This is a genomic window from Desulfovibrio sp. X2 (genome assembly GCF_000422205.1).
Taxonomy (GTDB): domain Bacteria; phylum Desulfobacterota; class Desulfovibrionia; order Desulfovibrionales; family Desulfovibrionaceae; genus Alkalidesulfovibrio.
In genome coordinates this window covers 127,787-145,190 of record NZ_ATHV01000015.1, presented here as the reverse complement: position 1 = coordinate 145,190, position 17,404 = coordinate 127,787, and the positions used below count along the sequence as shown (strand labels likewise).

The 17,404-nt window shown below is 65.5% G+C and carries 17 protein-coding genes; 10 read left to right on the top strand and 7 right to left on the bottom strand.

The annotated features are described in order from the left end of the window. Window positions 1–250: 250 nt before the first annotated feature. The gene (locus tag DSX2_RS05990; protein ID WP_020880267.1) at window positions 251–1,528 is read right to left on the bottom strand and encodes an AICARFT/IMPCHase bienzyme; all 1,278 of its coding nucleotides are present in this window, start codon (window positions 1,526–1,528) and stop codon (window positions 251–253) included. A 180-nt stretch (window positions 1,529–1,708) separates the two neighbouring features. Between DSX2_RS05990 and DSX2_RS05985 the strand changes: the two genes are divergently transcribed. Further along, window positions 1,709–2,092, top strand: a complete 384-nt coding sequence (locus tag DSX2_RS05985) for a hypothetical protein (protein WP_020880266.1) — start codon at window positions 1,709–1,711, stop codon at window positions 2,090–2,092. Here the strand turns inward: DSX2_RS05985 and DSX2_RS05980 are convergent. Then, on the bottom strand, window positions 2,012–3,451 hold the full coding sequence (locus DSX2_RS05980) for a transglycosylase SLT domain-containing protein (RefSeq protein WP_020880265.1): 1,440 nt from the start codon (window positions 3,449–3,451) through the stop codon (window positions 2,012–2,014). The two genes, DSX2_RS05985 and DSX2_RS05980, sit on opposite strands and share 81 nt — an antisense overlap. A gap of 131 nt (window positions 3,452–3,582) precedes the next feature. Between DSX2_RS05980 and DSX2_RS05975 the strand changes: the two genes are divergently transcribed. The 4 genes from DSX2_RS05975 to rarD all read left to right on the top strand — a co-directional run bounded on the left by DSX2_RS05975 (window position 3,583) and on the right by rarD (window position 8,197). Continuing rightward, complete coding sequence (locus tag DSX2_RS05975; RefSeq protein WP_020880264.1) at window positions 3,583–4,860, top strand: adenylosuccinate synthase; 1,278 nt, start codon at window positions 3,583–3,585, stop codon at window positions 4,858–4,860. 712 nt (window positions 4,861–5,572) lie between these two features. Then, a complete protein-coding gene (locus DSX2_RS05970; protein WP_020880263.1) occupies window positions 5,573–6,109 on the top strand; it encodes a hypothetical protein in 537 nt (178 codons plus the stop codon). Window positions 6,110–6,580: 471 nt separating this feature from the next. Beyond that, window positions 6,581–6,952 (top strand): hypothetical protein, encoded by a 372-nt coding sequence (locus tag DSX2_RS05965; protein ID WP_020880262.1) that lies wholly within the window; start codon window positions 6,581–6,583, stop codon window positions 6,950–6,952. Between the two features lie 327 nt (window positions 6,953–7,279). Continuing rightward, the gene (gene rarD / locus DSX2_RS05960; RefSeq protein WP_020880261.1) at window positions 7,280–8,197 is read left to right on the top strand and encodes an EamA family transporter RarD; all 918 of its coding nucleotides are present in this window, start codon (window positions 7,280–7,282) and stop codon (window positions 8,195–8,197) included. 83 nt (window positions 8,198–8,280) lie between these two features. On the opposite strand, the gene DSX2_RS05955 is transcribed toward rarD, so the two are convergent. From DSX2_RS05955 to argJ, 4 genes are all read right to left on the bottom strand, one after another. Beyond that, entirely contained in the window at window positions 8,281–8,763 is a 483-nt protein-coding gene (locus DSX2_RS05955) for a metallophosphoesterase family protein (RefSeq protein WP_020880260.1), read from the bottom strand. Between the two features lie 337 nt (window positions 8,764–9,100). Beyond that, window positions 9,101–9,874, bottom strand: coding sequence for a LysE family translocator (locus DSX2_RS05950; protein ID WP_020880259.1), 774 nt, complete (start codon window positions 9,872–9,874; stop codon window positions 9,101–9,103). Between the two features lie 3 nt (window positions 9,875–9,877). Next, window positions 9,878–10,612, bottom strand: coding sequence for an HD domain-containing protein (locus DSX2_RS05945; protein ID WP_020880258.1), 735 nt, complete (start codon window positions 10,610–10,612; stop codon window positions 9,878–9,880). A gap of 2 nt (window positions 10,613–10,614) precedes the next feature. Further along, window positions 10,615–11,802, bottom strand: a complete 1,188-nt coding sequence (argJ, locus tag DSX2_RS05940; RefSeq protein WP_020880257.1) for a bifunctional glutamate N-acetyltransferase/amino-acid acetyltransferase ArgJ — start codon at window positions 11,800–11,802, stop codon at window positions 10,615–10,617. A gap of 198 nt (window positions 11,803–12,000) precedes the next feature. On the opposite strand from argJ, the gene DSX2_RS18250 reads away from it, so the two are divergent. Together DSX2_RS18250 and DSX2_RS17995 are read left to right on the top strand one after the other, a co-directional pair. Beyond that, entirely contained in the window at window positions 12,001–12,558 is a 558-nt protein-coding gene (locus DSX2_RS18250) for a hypothetical protein (RefSeq protein ID WP_152512855.1), read from the top strand. Then, window positions 12,545–13,999: a retron St85 family RNA-directed DNA polymerase gene (locus DSX2_RS17995; protein ID WP_020880256.1), complete on the top strand. Its 1,455-nt coding sequence runs from the start codon at window positions 12,545–12,547 to the stop codon at window positions 13,997–13,999. The genes DSX2_RS18250 and DSX2_RS17995 overlap by 14 nt, the downstream gene beginning before the upstream one ends. 75 nt (window positions 14,000–14,074) lie before the next feature. Here the strand turns inward: DSX2_RS17995 and DSX2_RS05935 are convergent, their stop codons facing one another. After that, window positions 14,075–14,392: a helix-hairpin-helix domain-containing protein gene (locus tag DSX2_RS05935; RefSeq protein WP_020880255.1), complete on the bottom strand. Its 318-nt coding sequence runs from the start codon at window positions 14,390–14,392 to the stop codon at window positions 14,075–14,077. Between the two features lie 131 nt (window positions 14,393–14,523). Here DSX2_RS05935 and DSX2_RS05930 point away from each other — a divergent pair, with 131 nt between their 5' ends. The 3 genes from DSX2_RS05930 to budA all read left to right on the top strand — a co-directional run bounded on the left by DSX2_RS05930 (window position 14,524) and on the right by budA (window position 17,359). After that, a complete protein-coding gene (locus DSX2_RS05930) occupies window positions 14,524–15,225 on the top strand; it encodes a nuclear transport factor 2 family protein (protein WP_020880254.1) in 702 nt (233 codons plus the stop codon). 154 nt (window positions 15,226–15,379) lie between these two features. Further along, on the top strand, window positions 15,380–16,387 hold the full coding sequence (locus DSX2_RS05925) for a zinc-binding alcohol dehydrogenase family protein (protein WP_020880253.1): 1,008 nt from the start codon (window positions 15,380–15,382) through the stop codon (window positions 16,385–16,387). Between the two features lie 156 nt (window positions 16,388–16,543). Further along, window positions 16,544–17,359, top strand: coding sequence for an acetolactate decarboxylase (gene budA, locus DSX2_RS05920; RefSeq protein WP_020880252.1), 816 nt, complete (start codon window positions 16,544–16,546; stop codon window positions 17,357–17,359). The last annotated feature ends 45 nt before the right edge of the window (window positions 17,360–17,404 follow it).

The following is a 17,404-nucleotide window of genomic DNA, read 5'->3' as shown; positions in this document are numbered from 1 at the left end:
GGATGAGGGGGATGGGGTGTGGGGAAGGGGGAGAAGGGAGCCCTTTTCAAAGGGTCCCTTCTCCCCCTTCCCCACGAAAATCGATGCGCGCGGCGACGCCGCAGACGGTGCTTTTTCAGCGCCCTGCCCAGGCCGCTCAAAAGGTGTCGGATGCAAGGAACAAGAAAAGCTCGAGCCCGACGCGTATCATGACATACGCGAGGGTTCGAGCTTTTCGCAGTGACGCCGCAGACGGCGCCTTTTCAGCGGCCTAGTGCTTGAAGGAGCGCTGGCCGGTGAAGACCATGGCGACCTGGGGGGCAACCTGGTTGCAGGCGGCGATGACCTCGGTGTCGCGGATGGAGCCGCCGGGCTGGGCGATGGCGGTGACGCCCTGTTCGATGGCCAAGTCCACGCCGTCGCGGAAGGGGAAGAAGCCGTCGGAGACGAGCACGGTGCCGGTGAGCCCGCCCTGGGCCTCTTCGGCCGCGGCCTCGATCTCGTGCAGGATCTCGGCGGCCTCGTCGTCTTCCACGGCCTTGTGCATGAGTTCGTAGAGGGAGGTCTTGGTGCGTTCCCAGCAGAGCAGGTCGGCGTACTTGGTGTAGGCCTTGCTGACGGTGATCTGCACGCAGCCCACGCGGTCCTGCTCGCCGGTGCCGATGGCCACGGTGGCGCCGTCCTTGACGAAGATGACGGAGTTGGAGGTCACCCCGGCCTCCACGGCCCAGGCGAAGAGCAGGTCGTCGGCCTCGCGGGCGCTGGGCGCGCGGGCGATGACGGTGGTGCCGTCCTTGTCCGTGGCCTGGGCGGGCAGGAAGTCGGCCGCGGTGCGGATGCGGTTCCTGAAGGAGAACTGCACGACCTGTCCGCCGTCGATGAGGGACTTGAACTCGAGGAAGGGTTCGGCGCCGAGTTCGGGGAGGCGGGCGATGCCGGGGATCTCGAGGATGCGCAGGTTCTTCTTGGACTTGAGGAGCGCGAGCGCGGCGGGCTCGTAGGAGGGGGCCGCCACGACTTCGAAATAGGAGGAGTTTATGATCTCCGCGGTGGCCTGGTCCAGGGCGCGGTTGACCACGATGGTGCCGCCGAAGGCCGCGATGCGGTCGGAGAAGAAGGCCTTGTGCAGGGCGTCGGCCAGGCCCTGGTCGGACCAGGCGGCGCCCGAGGGGTTGTTGTGCTTGAGGATGACGGCCGCGGGCTTGGCGGAGAGGTACTGCAGGATGTTCAGGCCGTTGTCCACGTCGGTGAGGTTGATCTTGCCGGGGTGCTTTCCGGCCTGGAGCATGTGCTCCTCGGTGAGGGCGGCCACCAGCCCCTGGCCCGGGCCGCGGAAGCGCACGCCGCCGAGCTCGAGGGAGCCCGCGGTGAGCTCGTAGAGGGCGGCGGGCTGGTCCGGGTTCTCGCCGTAGCGCAGTCCCCGCTCCTCGCCGTCGATGGTCCAGGTGCGCTTGGCGTAGGTAAGCGTCTGTCCGCCCAGGGTGATGGTCATCTCCGGCGGAAACGGGTCGTCCTGGATGGTCTTGTACATGTCCTTCAAGCTGCTCATGGCGGCGTCGGCTCCTTGCGATATGGGGCGGTATTGGGCGATGTGGCCGTATGGAAACGGCGCGCGCCGGGCTCCGGCCGCGCGGGTAATCCTTAGCACGCGGCCGGGGGACAGGGCAAATTTGCATTGGTGGCCCGATGCCGAATCTGGTAGTCTGCCGCCGCCATCAAGGAGGAACGCGTGGAGAAAGCTCTGCTCAAGCTTGCGAGGCAGCTCAACGCCTATGACGAGGCCTCGCTCATGTCCCTGTGGGACAAGTATTCCGAGATCGTACAGAATTTCGAGCCGAGCAAGCGCTGGGAGGAGGCGGTCATCGCTCTGTCCATGATCCAGGGGATGCGCTTCAAGAACCAGCTCTTCAACTACCACTGGGCCCAGAGCCAGGAGGCGTCCGGCCACGCGGCGCCCCCGGCCGTGCCTCCCGCCTCGTCCCTGACGCCGCTGACCGTTCCGGGCCGCGAGGGCCAGGGGTCGTCCTCGGGCTCAGCTCCCTCCGGGCCAGGAGGGCGGAAGGGCTCCGGCAAGGGGGGCAAGGTCATCCGCCTCACGCCCCGGGAGGACTGAGAGTCCTTTCAGGAAGTAGTAGTAGAAGCGGATGTTGCGCACGAAGTAGGCGGCCTGGGTGCGGCCCGAGTAGGCGGCCTCGGCGCGGCGCGAGTGGCTGCGGCCGAGCAGCCTGAGCGCCCGGCGGATGTTGCGCCACTTGGACGACATGTCCATGTCCTCGGCCAGGGCCATGGCGTCGCGGGTGCGGCCGAGCCCCTGGTTGTAGGCCGCCAGCGTCACGAACCACCTGTTCCAGGGCGAGAAGCCCTCCCCGTCCAGCTCGTTGTAGATCTCACGCAGATATTTGGCCCCGCCCATGATGCTCTGGCGGGGGTCGGTGCGGTCGGACACGCCGAGGTATTCGGCCGTGGCCTGCGAGAGCTGCATCAGGCCGCGCACGCCGGTGGGGCTGGTGGCGTGCCGGTCGAAGTTCGACTCCTGGTAGATGACGGCCGTGAGGAAGAGGGGGTCGAGGTCGTATTTCTTGGCCGCGGCGAGGATGGCCTTGCGGTAGGCGGGGAGCTGGTCGTGGATGGTCTGCCGGAGCTGCCAGGCCTCGTAGTAGTCGAACTCCGAGGGCGGGGGCAGGAAGCCGAAGTAGAGCACGCCGAGCTCGGCGGCCACGGCCTTGCCGGTGTCGCGCCAGAATTCCCGCAGCTTGTCGGCCTGGGGCGAGTCCTTGCGCCAGTACCAGCGGCGGAAGACGTGGCGGCCGGTGTGCTCCGAGGGCTGCACCGAGGGCACGAAGGGCTGCCAGAGCTGGTAGAGGCGCGCCTCGACCACGGCGTAGCGCGCGGCCTCGTCGTCCATCATGGAGAGCAGCTTCTCCTGGCCGAGCTCGGTGGTCCAGGCCGCTGTCGTGTGGCAGCCGCGGGGCTTCAGCCAGTCGGCCAGCATGGCGGGCAGGGTCTGGATGTTCTCGAGGAGCAGCGGGGCGTCGCAGAGCTCGCTCGGATCGTCCAGGGGGTTCCTGTCCACGTTGTTCAGGACGAGGATCTCGGTGGCCGCGTAGCGCGGGCCGCCCCAGAACGGGCTGTCCTTGTCGTCCGGCACCGGGGGCCGCAGCCCGGGCCCGGCCAGCACGTCGATCTTGCCCTCGGCCAGCATATCCCAGCCCTGCTTCCAGGAGTCCAGGTAGACCCACTGCGCCGTGAGGCCGTGGGCGCGGCAGAAGGCCTCGGCCAGGTCGTGCTCGAAGCCTTTGCCATAGGGCGAGAGACGGGCGTTGACCAGCTCCGAGGGGGCGGCGGCGATGCGCAGCACCGTGGAGCGGCGGCGCGGGACGACCACGGGGCGAGCCACGAGAAGCCACGCCTCCAGACAGATCAGGAGAGCAGGGATGACGAATGCGGGCCAGTCCCGACGTATTGTGCGCATGAACTCCATGTGATGTTTTGCCCGACCGCGATTGACAGACGGCTTGCTTCCCTTTACCGCAAGAGGGCTCTGGCGCAAAGCACTGTCGCAGACGGGCGCGAGGGCCGCATCATCCCCCAAGGGAGGAACCAATGTCAAATACCGTAGTCATGGGAGCCCAGTGGGGCGACGAGGGCAAGGGCAAGATCGTCGATCTGCTCACCGAGCGCGCCGACGTGATCGTGCGCTTCCAGGGCGGCAACAACGCCGGACACACGCTGGTGGTCCAGGGCCGCAAGCTCATCCTGCACCTCATCCCCTCGGGCATCCTGCACTCCGGCAAGATCTGCTGCATAGGCAACGGCGTTGTCCTGGACCCCGAGGTCTTCCTCAAGGAGATCGACACCCTCGTCGAGAAGGGCGTGGACGCCTCCCCGGAGCGCCTGAAGATAGCCAAGCGCGCGCACGTGATCATGCCCTACCACCGCCGCCTGGACGTGGCCCGCGAGACGGCCAAGGACGCGGGCAAGATCGGCACCACGGGCCGCGGCATCGGTCCCTGCTACGAGGACAAGGCCTCGCGCATCGGCATCCGCGCCTCGGACCTGCTGGACGAGAAGCTCCTGCGCGCCAAGATCGAGGCCGCGCTGCTGGAGAAGAACGCCCTGTTCGGCCTCTACGGCCAGCCCGTGATGTGCGTCGAGGAGGTCATGGCCTGGGCCCTGCCCCTGTGCGGCCGCATCAAGGAATACATCCAGGACGTGCCCGCGGTCATCGAGAACGCCATGTCCGGCGGCAGGCCCGTGCTCTTCGAGGGCGCCCAGGGCACGCATCTGGACATCGACCACGGCACCTATCCTTTCGTGACCTCGTCCAACACCGTGGCGGGCAACGCCGCCGCGGGCGCGGGCTGCGCGCCGAACAAGCTCGACGCCATCGTCACCGTGGTCAAGGCCTACACCACCCGCGTGGGCTCCGGCCCCTTCCCCACCGAGCTGTCCGACAAGACCGGCGACTTCCTGGTGGAGCAGGGCGCGGAGTTCGGCGCCACCACGGGCCGCCGCCGCCGCTGCGGCTGGCTGGACATCGTCATCCTGCGCGAGTCCGGCAGGCTGAACGGCCCCACCGGCATCGCCCTGACCAAGCTCGACGTGCTCACCGGCCTCGAGGAACTCAAGATCTGCACGGCCTACGAGCTGGACGGCAAGCGCCTGGACTACCCGCCGCAGGAGCAGGACGCGCTCTGCCGCGTCACCCCGGTCTACGAGACCGTTCCCGGCTGGACCGAGGACATCACGGCCGCCACCTCCTTCGACCAGCTTCCGGCCAACTGCCGGGCCTACGTGGCGCGGATCGAGGAGCTCCTCGGCGTGCCCGCCTCCATCGTCTCCGTCGGCCCCGGCCGCGAGCAGACGATCATCCGCGCATAGGCCGCTCGCCGGACCCCACAGCACAGCAATCCACGGGGAGGGCATCCAGCCCTCCCCTTCTTTTTTTCCACCATCGTCCTCCCCGGGCCTTCCCCGCAAGGGATACCCCCTTGTCCTCCTTCGCGCGCGGCACTTCAGGCAAAGGACACGCTCCGTTCGGGCGTGGATCGCTCCCCCAAAGAACCACAAAGCCCGGCTCCCTCAGGGTGCTCAAAAAGCGCCGGATGCAAGGAGCAAGAAGAGGCCAGGCCCGACGCGTATTCCCCATACGCGAGGGTCTGGACTCTTCGCAGCGACGCCGCAGACGGTGCTTTTTCAGCGCCCTGACCAGGGAGGGCTCCTCGCCCTCCCTGGACCCTCCCCGCAAGGGGTTACCCCTTGACCTCCTTCGCGCGCGGCACTTCAGGCAAAGGACACGCCCCGTTCGGGCGTGGATCGCTCCCCCAAGGAACCACAAAGCCCGGCTCCCTCAGGGCGCTCAAAAAGCGCCGGATGCAAGGAGCAAGAGGAGTCCGAGCCCGACGCGTATTCCGCATACGCGAGGGTTCGAACTCCTCACAGCGACGCAGCAGACGGTGCTTTTTCAGCGTCCTGAGCAAAGTATTGATGAAATTCCTGAGCATATGCTATGCTTCATTGATGGAATCCATGCCTGGGGCGCCGCGGCATTTCGCCGCTGGATCGCGCCCCTGTCCGGCAAAAGGAGTCACAGATGAAGAAATCGCACCTCGCAGCCGCCGTCCTTTCGCTCGCGCTGGCCGCGGGCCCCATGCCGCTGCTCGCCCAGGACCAGCCCCCGCAGCAGCCCGCGCCCACCCAGACAGCGCCCACCCAGACCGCGCCCTCGAAAACCCCGGACCAGCCCCGGCCCGGCCAGGGCCAGCGGCCCGAGCAGCGCCGGCAGGAGCAGCGTTCCCGCGAGCAGCACATGCAGCGCCAGGAGCACGGCAAGGACGGCCAGAGCATGGAAAAGGGGAAGCGCGAGCACGAGAACCGCATGGAAAAGGGCTCCAAGTACGACAAGAAGGCGCAGGGCAAGAGCAAGGGAAAGAGCAAGGACAAGGAGCACTACGACAACCGCCGCCAGGACGTGAACCGCGGCAAGCTCGACAAGAACGAGCGGCATGACAACCGCCGTCAGGACGTGCAGCGCGGCGGCATCGACAAGAACGAGCGCCACGACAACCGGCGCCAGGACATGAACCGCGGCGGCTCCGGCAGCGGCGGGGGCGACGGCTCCAACCAGTAGCCCGCCATCCGCCGACCGGCGGACTACACGTGAAATCCCCGGGGAGGGCCCTCCGCCCTCCCCTTCATTTTCTCCCCACCGTCCTCAGCCAAATCTCTCCAGGGCGCTCAAAAAGGGCCGGATGCAAGGAGCAAGAAGAGTCCAGGCCCGACGCGTATTCCGCATACGCGAGGGCTCGGGCTCTTCGCAGCGACGCCGCAGACGGCGCCTTTTCAGCACCCTGGAGATGAATGTTGCGGCGTGTTGCAGGAAGCCGCCGCGAAGCACGCGGTAACACTTTTCCCGGTCCGGGAAACGCCTCTGCAACACGCGCACACACGCCGCTTACGCTGCGCGGCTATTCATGCCCCTTAGTGAAGGGACACCCCATGGCGCCCGTGGCGCCCCTCAGGCCGGACGCGTCGTCCGGGAACGGGTCCCTTCGCCCGGAGCGCGCGGAGCGCTTCGGGCCATCAGAAAAAGGAGCAATTCATGAAGAAGTCCCCCCTTGCCGCAGCGGCCCTCGCGCTCATGCTCGCGGCCGCGCCCGTGACCCTCTTCGCCCAGGACCAGGCTCCCCAGGACAAACCGTCCCAGGAGGAGCACAAGGAGATGCGCCGTCCGCCCCGCGACGACAACGGCAAGCAGCACGCCCGTCCCGAGGGCGGCGAGCACATGAAGAGTCCGCCTCATGACGGGAAAGACGGCAAGGACGGCAAGGGCCGCCCGCCCGAGGACGGCCGCGGCTCCACGAACGGCGAGCACATGAAGCGTCCGCCCGAGAAGGGCGGCGACAACGGCGGCCGCCCCTCCGGGGATCACCCGTCCGAAGGCCGCCCGCAGGACGACGGCAACAACCAGTAGCCCCGGAGCAGAAGGCAAGCCGCCCGACCCCGAGGGCGGCCCCGGACCGGCTGCGTGTCGCCCGGGGCGGGCCGGTCGCGCCATCGCGACCGGCCCCTCGCCTTCGCCCTTTCCTCTCCCGACCGCGCCGCGGGGAGGAGCAGGAGCATCATCCCTGTCCCGTGCTCCGCTCCTTTCCGCGGCCTTCCCCGCACTCCCGGGCGTTCGGTCCGGCCGAAGGCCCCCTTCGATATTCACGAATTGACGCCCGCCCCGCGCCGGGCGTAGACCTGCTGTTCCCGAACACGGGCCGCACGCGGCCCGGACCCGGCCAGAGGACACCACCGCATGAACGAACAGCTCGACCCGCGCGAACGGACCAAAGGCTACCTCTTCGCCACTGCGGCCTTCCTCTCCTGGGGGCTGCTGCCCTTCTACTGGAAGGCGCTGCACGCCGTGCCCGCGCTCGAGATCCTCTGCCACCGCGTCTTCTGGTCCGCGGTCTTCACCTGCCTGCTCATCCTGCTGCTCGGCCGCGGCCGCGAGATATTCGCCGCGATCAAGGGACCGCGCACGCTGCTCTGCCTGCTCGCGGGCAGCCTGCTGCTCTGCTCCAACTGGCTCATCTACATCTGGGCCGTGAACCACGACCACGTGGTCGAGGCCAGCCTGGGCTACTACCTGACCCCGCTGGTCAACGCCTCGCTCGGCATGGTCGTGCTGGGCGAGCGACTGCGCGGCCGCCAGCTCATGGCCGTGGGGCTGGCCGCGGCGGGCGTGCTGAACATGGTCGTCGCCTACGGGCACGTGCCCTGGGTGGCCCTGGGCCTGGCGCTCACCTTCGGTGTCTACGGGCTGCTGCGCAAGACAGTGGACGTGCGGCCCATGCCCGGGCTCTTCTGGGAGACCGCGCTGGCCATGCTGCCCGCGCTCTTCTGGCTGGGCCGCCTGCAGGCGGACGGCGCGGGCGCCTTCCTGCGCCTGCCCGGGGCGGTCACGCCGCTGCTCGTGCTCTCCGGGGTCATCACCGCCCTGCCCCTGCTCTGGTTCGCGGCCGGGGCCAAGCGCATGCGCCTGACCACGCTCGGCCTCTTCCAGTACATCGCGCCCACCTGCTACTTCCTGCTCGGCGTCTTCGTCTTCGGCGAGCCCTTCAACACGGGCCGCGCCGTGACCTTCGCCCTCATCTGGCTGGGCATCCTGCTCTACAGCGCGGAAGGGCTCATGGCCCTGCGCAGCGCGCGCTGCGCGGCCAGGCTCTCCTGAGCTGCCGAAAAGCGGCCGGTAGAACTCCGCACGGGATTTCGTAATGAGAAGGGACCGGTGGCCGAAGGCCCCGGCCGAGGCGGTCAGCTCACCAGGATCTGGCGCGCCTCGGGCTCGCGGCCGCGCTCGAGGGTGAGCAGGGCGAAGCTGCCGTCGCCCTCCTGCAGGGCGCCCGGGTTCAGCAGGCGCACGCCGTCGCGCGAGGCCCAGGTGAAGCGGTGGGTGTGGCCGAAGCAGAGCACGTCGTAGTCCGGGCCGAAGGCGTCGGCCACGAAGTCCGGGACCTCGGAGCGCGGGCCGTAGCCGTGCATCACGCCCAGGCGGAAGCCCTCGCGGTTCAGGGATAGGCGCGCGGACAGGCGGGAGTGCACCGGACCGGCGCACATGTTGCCGCACACGGAATGGAAGTCCGGGTGGCAGCCCTCGAGAAAGGCCAGCAGGCCGGGGCCGGTCACGTCGCCGCAATGGACGAGCGTGTCCGCCTGGGCGAGATGCTGCTCGAAGATGCGGCGGAACCAGGCCGTGGGTTCGGGCAGATGGGTGTCGGAAATGACAGCGATCAGCATGTCCCCCTCCTCGCGCCCGGCCCTGCCGTCGGCATCCGCGCGGCCCGCACGCTGAAGGTGCTCGCCTGGCGGCCACCGTGTCCCGGGGTGCGGCGCGACCACCCCTCTACCACCCCGATTGCGCGCAGGTCCACGCAAAAGACGGCGGGAAAACGTCCCGAACACCCCCTTAGTGGACGAAGTCCGCGCGGGCCAAGGCTTTCGCGCGCGAGAAACGCGGGTACGGGGTCGGAGGTAACGGATCTGCGGTGAAAAACGGGCCGAACGACTCGGAAAAGAGCGCGGGACGGACTGCGGGACGGGCTGCGGGAGGGGCTGCCGCCGGTCGAGGGGCCGGCTAGGAGGCCGTCCGGCGCAGGGCCGCGGTCATGAGCCCGGCGCCGATGAGCGCGCCGCCGCCGATGCGGTTCACGACGCGCAGCACGCGCGGGTCGCGCGCCCGCTCGCGCACGCTCCCGGCCAGCAGGCCGTAGAGCGCGGCGTTGGCCGTGGCCAGCACCACGAAGGTGGGCACGAGCACGGCGAACTGCGGGCCGAGCGGCAGGTCGTGGCGCACGAACTGCGGCAGGAAGGCCACGAAGAAGGCGATGCTCTTGGGGTTCAGGGCGGTGATCACGAAGGCCTGGCCGAAGAGCATGCCGCCCGGCACCTCGGGCCGCTGAAAAAGCGCCGTCTGCTGCGTTGCCGCGAAAGATTCACCCCCTCGCGTATGTAAAGATACGCGTCGGGATTGAATCTTTCTTGCGCCTTGCATCCGACACTTTTTGAGCGGTCCGAAAAAACGGCTTGTATCTTCAGTCCGGGCGACGCCCGCGGCCTCGCCCGTGGGCGCGGCGCGCCAGGTCTTGACGCCCAGCCAGACGAGGTAGGCCGCGCCGCAGAGCTTCAGCGCCGTGAAGAGCGCGGCCGAGGCCGCGAGCAGCGCGCCCATGCCGAGCAGGGCGCAGCTCATGGACAGGAAGTCGCCCAGGGCCACGCCGGGCGCGGTGAAGAGCACCGAGGCCCGGCCGTGCGAGAGCGAGCGGCCGACCACGTACATGACCGTGGGCCCCGGCAGCACCAGGACCACGATCGTCGCCAGGACGAAGGCCAGGTAGAGGTCGAGGCTCACGGCCTACTCCTTCTTCGTGTCGCCCGCGCTTCCATCCGCAGCGGGCGTCTTGCGGCGCTTGCCGTTCTTGTTCTCCCACCACGAGGCGTCCGGCCCCTTGAACCACCAGTCCGTGTGGTCGGTCTTCACGATGCGCGCCCCGAGCGCCTTGCCCTCCTCGGTGCGCAGGCGTTCGAGCGCGCTTTCCAGCCACTTGCCCGCGTACGCGTTGCCGAGGTCCAGCTCCTCCTTGAGGTTCAGGATGAGGTCCAGCTGGTCCGCGTCCTGGGCCAGGCGCGCCTCGGGCGTGTCCACCTCCTCCAGCTCGTGCCAGAAGGCGAGGACGCGTTTTGTGAGCCCGGTGCCCGCCAGGGCGTCGTGCAGGGCGTCGGTGCGGCGCGAGGAGTTGTACATGTGGTTGACGTAGTTGAAGTCGCCGGTGCGCGCCTCGTGCAGGTCGTGGAACAGGCAGAGCATGGCCGTGCGCTCGGCGTCCGCCCCGGCCATCTCGGCCAGCACGAAGCCCACCACGGCCGTGCGGAAGGAGTGCTCGGCCACGTTCTCCGAGCCGCTGCCCAGGAACTGGTAGCCCGTGCGCGGGGTCTTGCGCAGCATGCCCGCCTCGAAGAGGAAGTCGGCGAGCCGCGTCAGCCGTTCGCGCCCACCCAGGTTGGCCCTGGCGTCGCACTTCTTTCCGCACTGGCCGGGCTGTTCGCCCGGATCGTGCGTATCGCCCGAATCATGCGGATCGCCGGTCATGCCTACGACCTGTAGTCCGCGTTGATGGAGATGTACTCGTGCGTCAGGTCCGAGGCCAGGAGCACGTACTCGCCCGGGCCCTGGCCCAGGGAGATGCGCACGTCCACGTCCTGCTTGCGCATGAGCGGCGCGAGCAGCGCGTCCATGTCCCCGGCCACCGGACGGCCGGTGTCGAAGATGGTCACGTTGCCGATGGCCACGCTGACCTGGTCCGGGTCGAACTGCGCGCCGCTGCGCCCGAGCGCCGCGACGATGCGGCCCCAGTTGGCGTCCTTGCCGTACATGGCCGTCTTGACCAGGGGCGAGTGGCCCACGGCCCGGGCGGCCAGCTCGGCCTGCAGCCGGTCGGAGGCGCCCACCACGGAGATGCGCATGACCTTGGTGCCGCCCTCGGCGTCCTCCACGATCATGTAGGCCAGGGCCTGGCAGAGGTCGGTCAGGGCCTCGGCCAGGTCGTCGCAGCAGCCCTCGGAGACGTCCACGCCGGACGCGCCGTTGGCCAGGGCGACGATGGTGTCGTTGGTCGAGGTGTCGCCGTCCACGGTGACGCGGTTGAAGCTCTTGTCCACGGCCTGGCGAAGCGCCGTGCGCCACCACTCGGGCTCCACGGCCGCGTCGGTGATGACGAAGCCGAGCAGGGTGGCCATGTTCGGGCAGATCATGCCCGCGCCCTTGGCCATGCCCATGAGCCGCACTTCCTTGCCGTTTATCTCGATGCGGCGCCAGACGAGCTTGGGGAAGGTGTCCGTGGTCATGATCGCCTTGGCGAACTCCACGGGCCCGGCCTGGCCGAGCGATTCCTTCAGCGCGGGCATGGCCTCGCGCCACTTGTCGAGCTTCAGGTGCTGGCCGATGACGCCGGTGGACGCGGGCAGCAGCTCCACCATGTCGCAGCCGAGCAGCTCGCCCACCATCTCGAGGGTCAGGCGGCAGTTGACGCGGCCCTCGTCGCCCGTGCAGGCGTTGGCCTGCCCCGAGTTGACCACCACGGCGCGCGCCTCGCGCAGCACGGAGAGCGACTCGATGCACTGCAGCACCGGCGCGGCCTTGAAGAGGTTGGTGGTGAACACGCCCGCGGCCACGGCGCGCTTCTCCGAAACGATCAGCCCGAGATCGAGCTTGTCCTTCTTCTTGAAGCCCGCGGCCACGGCCGCGAAGCTGTACCCCTTGGGAACGGGAATGGGGCTCATGCACTCCTCCAGCGCAAAGTGTAAGGGAGTCATCGTAGCCGAGGCCGGGGAGGCTTTCAAGAACGGAAGGTCGTCAACAGAGCGACAACATATTTTTCTATAACGACAAATAAATCCTTGCTGGGAAATATCAAGGATGATATCCTAACACGATATATATTTTCACAACAACAAAACCACCATATTTAAAACTAACCTATGCCTAGGGCTGTTCAAGATTACGCAAAAGATCTGCGTGACAATTTAGAAGAAAAGGAGTTCATTGTTTTCCTTTGCGGACCAACGATGGAAGATCTTGGCCCAAAAGAAGCTTCATTGAGATTTATACTTAAAGAAAAACTTAGCGAGGCTGGGCTGACCATTGTAGTCGGCGAAGACGATGGACTCCAAGATTTGCAGATGGAATTTGGTGGTGATGCACAGTCGAATGAATTACGATTCCTTACAACACGTGCAGACGCAATTGTACTTATCGCATCAAGCCCTGGATCTTTTTCAGAGCTCGGACTATTCAGCCATATTTACAATTCAGATAGAAAATTTACTTTCATTTTGATAATAAATGAGTCATTTAAAAATGAAAACTCTTACATCTATCTTGGACCAGTACAAATAATCGACGCAAATGGGAAAATATTTTACCTTAACAACAACAACGAGACTGATGAATTTGATTCTATCGTTGATGGCATTATAAAAATTTTGCAAACAAATAAATTTTACAACACAGTGTCATTATCCCATGAAAAAAAATGAACTTCAAATTCTTCTTTGGTCCATTGGAATATTGCAGCCAGCTAGCCCTACTCTTGTGCGGCACTTCTTGCAGGAAATGCTGCCTAAAGCCTTCAACAATACTACGACTCAGAAGATAAAAGAAAAATTCTCTTGGCTACAAAAGAATGGTTTTCTAGCATATGCACTCGACGGGGTCGACTACATATATTCACTTACGCGAGAAGGTGAATTGGCTTTAGGCCCTGGGATTCGGAAATCTCGAGATAAAATACGGTTGTTTCTATTGCGAGATTCCGCTAGTTATATACAGGATTCTCCTTCAAGTCCGGAGCGAGGCTTGGAATTGACTGGCGATTCGCCAGTCGTGGAGACTAGATATGTTTTACAAGGTCGACGGCCAATAGCACCGGCCGCCGGCCCCGGCGTCCGGCGCTATTGGCCGTCGACTTTCAAGCAGCTAAAAGGTTTTGCTGGTCCAAAGCCTCGCTCCGAATTTTATCCCTTTGACCTATATTCTTTTGCATCTATTGACGAATTGAACGCTGCAGTAGGGACAGAGTGCGACAGAAATAGTCTTTCGCTCATCCACCTAGCTTTATCTATAGGCGTAAGCTCCAAATTACTCTTCGCAATATCCAACAATTCACGCCGATATTATCGGTCTTTTGAAATCAGAAAAGCATCTGGCGGTATGCGAACTATCCATGCTCCACGTATTTTCTTGAAAACTATTCAGCGCTGGATTGTGGACTATTTCTTATTTCAATTGCCGTGCCATCCAGGATGCCATTCATTTCAAAGAGGAAAGTCAATCATCAGTAATGCGGCAATCCATGTTGGGAAGAAATACGTTGGAAACATTGACATAGCTGATTATTTTAAATCAATAAAGTCAGAACATCTTGTTCATAAACTAAGCAAATTCTTTGGCATTGGTCTGTCTAGAGCTATATCATTGATTTGCACACACGATGACTTTTTACCACAGGGCGCACCATCAAGCCCTATTCTCTCTAATTTCTATCTTTTTGACTTTGATAAAGAAATTAGTTTATTGTGCGAACAGAATGAATTATCTTATTCAAGATATGCAGACGATATTACAATCAGCGGAAAAGAAAAAAACAGCATTTATAATGCAATTAACTATTCTAAATATCTTTTGAAAAAACATAACCTGACCTTAAACTATCAAAAGACTCGCGTGTCTTCTCGTGGAGGACAGCAAAATGTTACAGGCGTAGTTGTTAACCAAAAAATAAACCCTCCAAGATCATTGCGAAGAAATATTAGAGCATTATTTCACAATGCTCAGAAAAATCCAATGCAATACACTGATAAAATTGAAATGATGAGGGGATATTTAAGCTATTTAAACATGTACGAGAGTCAAAAAAATATTATCAATAAATCACGCTACGAACATATTATCGACGCAATTGCAGCAGTAAAAGAATGACCACATATGCCATGGATACTCCATGGCATATACCATCTCTGATTGGCACCTTACCAATCAGCACATCCTTAATGGCTATAAATTGCTCACAGTCTTTTTTACGTTCACATACTTCCAGCTCCACCACTTGAGAAGCTCCGGATCGGGCTCGGGCGTGTCCGCGAAATAGACCGCACAGCGGAACGCATAGAGCACGCAGCGGTCCACGTGGCTGCCCTCGAGTTCCATGAGCCGCCGGTACATGCCCTCCGGGTCCTGGCCGCGCAGCGCCGCCACGTCCGCGTATCCGAGGCGCTCAAGGTCGCGCGCCAGGCTCGGGCCTATGCCCGGAACGGACTGCAGGCTCCCGGGCTCCGCCCCGCGCCGCCCGGTTCTTTTCGTCTTCGCCGCCATGCTCCCTCCCGTGCGCCCGCGCGTCGCGGGCATTTTTTCCTTGCGCCCCGGCCCTGGGCCGTCCTAGTCAAAAGGCCGTACATCCAGCACATCTTCAGCATGCCTGGCCAGCATACCTTCCGGAGGTCCCCGTGCAAAGCCCGTCCGCCCGCGTCCGCCGCAGCGTTTTCCGCAGCATTTGCCGCCCCGCCGCCCTCGCCGCCCTGCTCGCCGCCGCGCTCCTGTTCGCGGCCCCGTGCATCGCCTCGCAGAAGGGTCCGGCGGAGACGGACGTGCCCGTGGCGCGCGGCGGGGAGCACCCGTCCGAGGAGGCCGTGCTCGTGCACACCCCCTCGGTGGACCCGAACACGGCGCAGCGGGTCTACGAGGTCCTGGCGCAGCTCGCCCGGGCCTACATGTCCAAGAACGTGGACGACCTCATGGAGCTGTGCGCGCCCGATCCCGTGCTCTTCGTGGGCACCGGGCAGCAGGAGTGGGTGGAGAGCCGCGCCGCGCTGGAGGCCGCCTACCGCGCCGAGTTCTCGCATCCCGGCTCGCTTCGCATCGCCTTCGTGCCCCGCTTCATGGGCCGCAAGGGCGAGGTGGTCTGGGCGGGCGGCGCCGCGCCCGTGACCGTGGACTCGCCCGAGGGGCGCCTGGTCTTCCCGGCCCGCTTCACGGCCGTGCTGTGCAAGACCCGCGGCCACTGGCGCATCGCCCAGATGCACATCTCCGTGCCCACGGACGCCAAGCCCATGAAGGTCGCGCCCGAGGCCGCGCCCGGGGCGGGACCCGAGACAGGAAAACACGAGAAAGCGCCTGACGCGGCGCCCGAGAAGGCCCCGGCCCAGTAGCCCCGGCAGTCCCCCCTTTCGCGCCTCGGACGGCCGCCGGTTTCCCGCGCGTTACTGCCTGACCGAAAGGTGCCTTCTTGCGCGAGGAGCGCTTTCGGGTACCATGGGTTCCATATCTACCGTCCCGGGCGTGCCCGGGCGCAAGGAGGACCCCATGAAAGCCGTCATCGCCGTCGGTGGCATGGCCCCGGACGAGGCAGGAGCCTTCCGGGAGACCGGAATCGACAGGCCCGCGCCCGGCGCGCGCGACCTGCTCGTGCACGTGCACGCCGTCTCCGTGAACCCCGTGGACACCAAGGTCCATGCGCGCATGGCCGCGGGCGAGGAGAAGATCCTCGGCTGGGACGCCTGCGGCGTGGTCGAGGCCGTGGGCTCCGCCGTGACCCGCCTCGTGCCCGGCGACCGCGTCTTCTACGCGGGCGACATCACCCGGCCCGGCACCAACGCCGAGTACCACCTGATCGACGAGCGCCTCGCGGGCCGCGCGCCCGAGAGCCTCTCCGCGGCCGAGGCCGCGGCCATGCCGCTGACCACCCTGACCGCCTGGGAGGCCCTGTTCGTGCGCCTGGGCTTCACGCCCCGGGCGGACGCCAACGCGGGCTCCTCGGTGCTGGTCATCGGCGGCGCGGGCGGGGTGGGCTCCATGGCCCTGCAGCTGGCCCGCTGGGCCGGAATAACCGCCGTCGCCACGGCCTCGCGCGAGGACACCACGGCCTGGTGCCTCGACCACGGCGCCTCCCTGGTCGTGGACCACCGCGGCGACATTCCGGCGCAGCTGGCCCAAAACGGCCACGAGACCGTGGACGCCGTGTTCTGCACCACGCACGTGGAGTCCCACTGGCAGGCCATGGCCCGGGCCGTCCGCCCGCAGGGCTCCGTCTGCCTCATCGACGACCCCACGACCCCCCTGGACATCACCCTGTTCAAGCAGAAGAGCGCCCGCATCTGCTGGGAGTTCATGTACACCCGCTCCATGTTCGCGACCGAGGACATGGCCGAGCAGGGCTCCATCCTGGACCAGGCGGCCAGGCTCGTGGACGCGGGCACCCTGCGCACCACGCTCACCCGCACCCTCGAGGGGCTCAGCGCGAAGAACCTGGCCGACGCCCACCTGCGCCAGCTCTCCGGCCGCATGATCGGCAAGCAGGTCGTCGCCCTCTAGCCTTCTTCTCCCGTCCCGCACCTCCCCCGTCCCCCGGCGGCGCGCCGCGCCGTCGGGGGAACCGGGCCGCAACGTGATTGCCCGCAGGGCCCATCCGGGCTAGGACAAGGGCTCGCGCGGCGGCCGCGTTTTCCCTAAAACCTGGCGGGGGGTGCCATGAAACGTCGTTCTTGCTGTCTGGGCCTCATCCTCGTTCTCCTGCTCGCGAGCGCGGGCTTCGCGGCCGATTCCGGCCCGGCCTTCACCCAGTACTCCACCCTCGGCGCCCTGCTGCGCGGCGGCTACGACGGCACCATGACCATCGGCGAGGCCCTGCGCCACGGCGACTACGGCCTGGGCACGGTGGACGGGCTGGACGGCGAGCTGATCTGCGTACGCTCCGCCTGCCGCCAGATCAGGGCGGACGGACGGGCCTACGCGGTCGCGCCCGAGGCCACGACGCCCTTCATCCAGATCGCGCCCGTGGCCGACGCGCCCCGCACCGCCCTGCCCCCGGCAAACTCCCTGGCCGAGGTCGAGAAGACCCTGACCGGGATGCTCGAAAGCCCCAACTTTTTCGCCGTGGCCGTGATCGAGGGCGAGTTCGCCTCGGCCACCACGCGCAGCGTGCCGCGCCAGGAAAAGCCCTACCCGCCGCTGGCCGCGGTCGTGAAGCACCAGTCGGTCTTCCGCTTCGGCACGGTCAGCGGCACCGTGGTCGCGGTCTACGAGCCGCCCTACGTGGGCGAGATGGGCGTGGCGGGCTGGCACCTGCACTTCCTGACCGCGGACCTCGCCGCGGGCGGCCACGTCCTGGACCTCGCCCCGCGCAAGGCGAGCGTGGCCCTGGCGACCTATCGCAGGCTCGACCTGATCCTGCCCGGCTCGGGCGCCTTCCTGACCCAGGACCTCTCCCCGGCCAAGCCCGGCGAGGCCGCGAAGACCATCGACGCGGTGGAGCGCCAGCAGGGCGGAACGCAGAAGGCGCAGTAGCGCCGGGGCTCGACGGCATGCCCGGCGGGAAAAACGCCGGACATC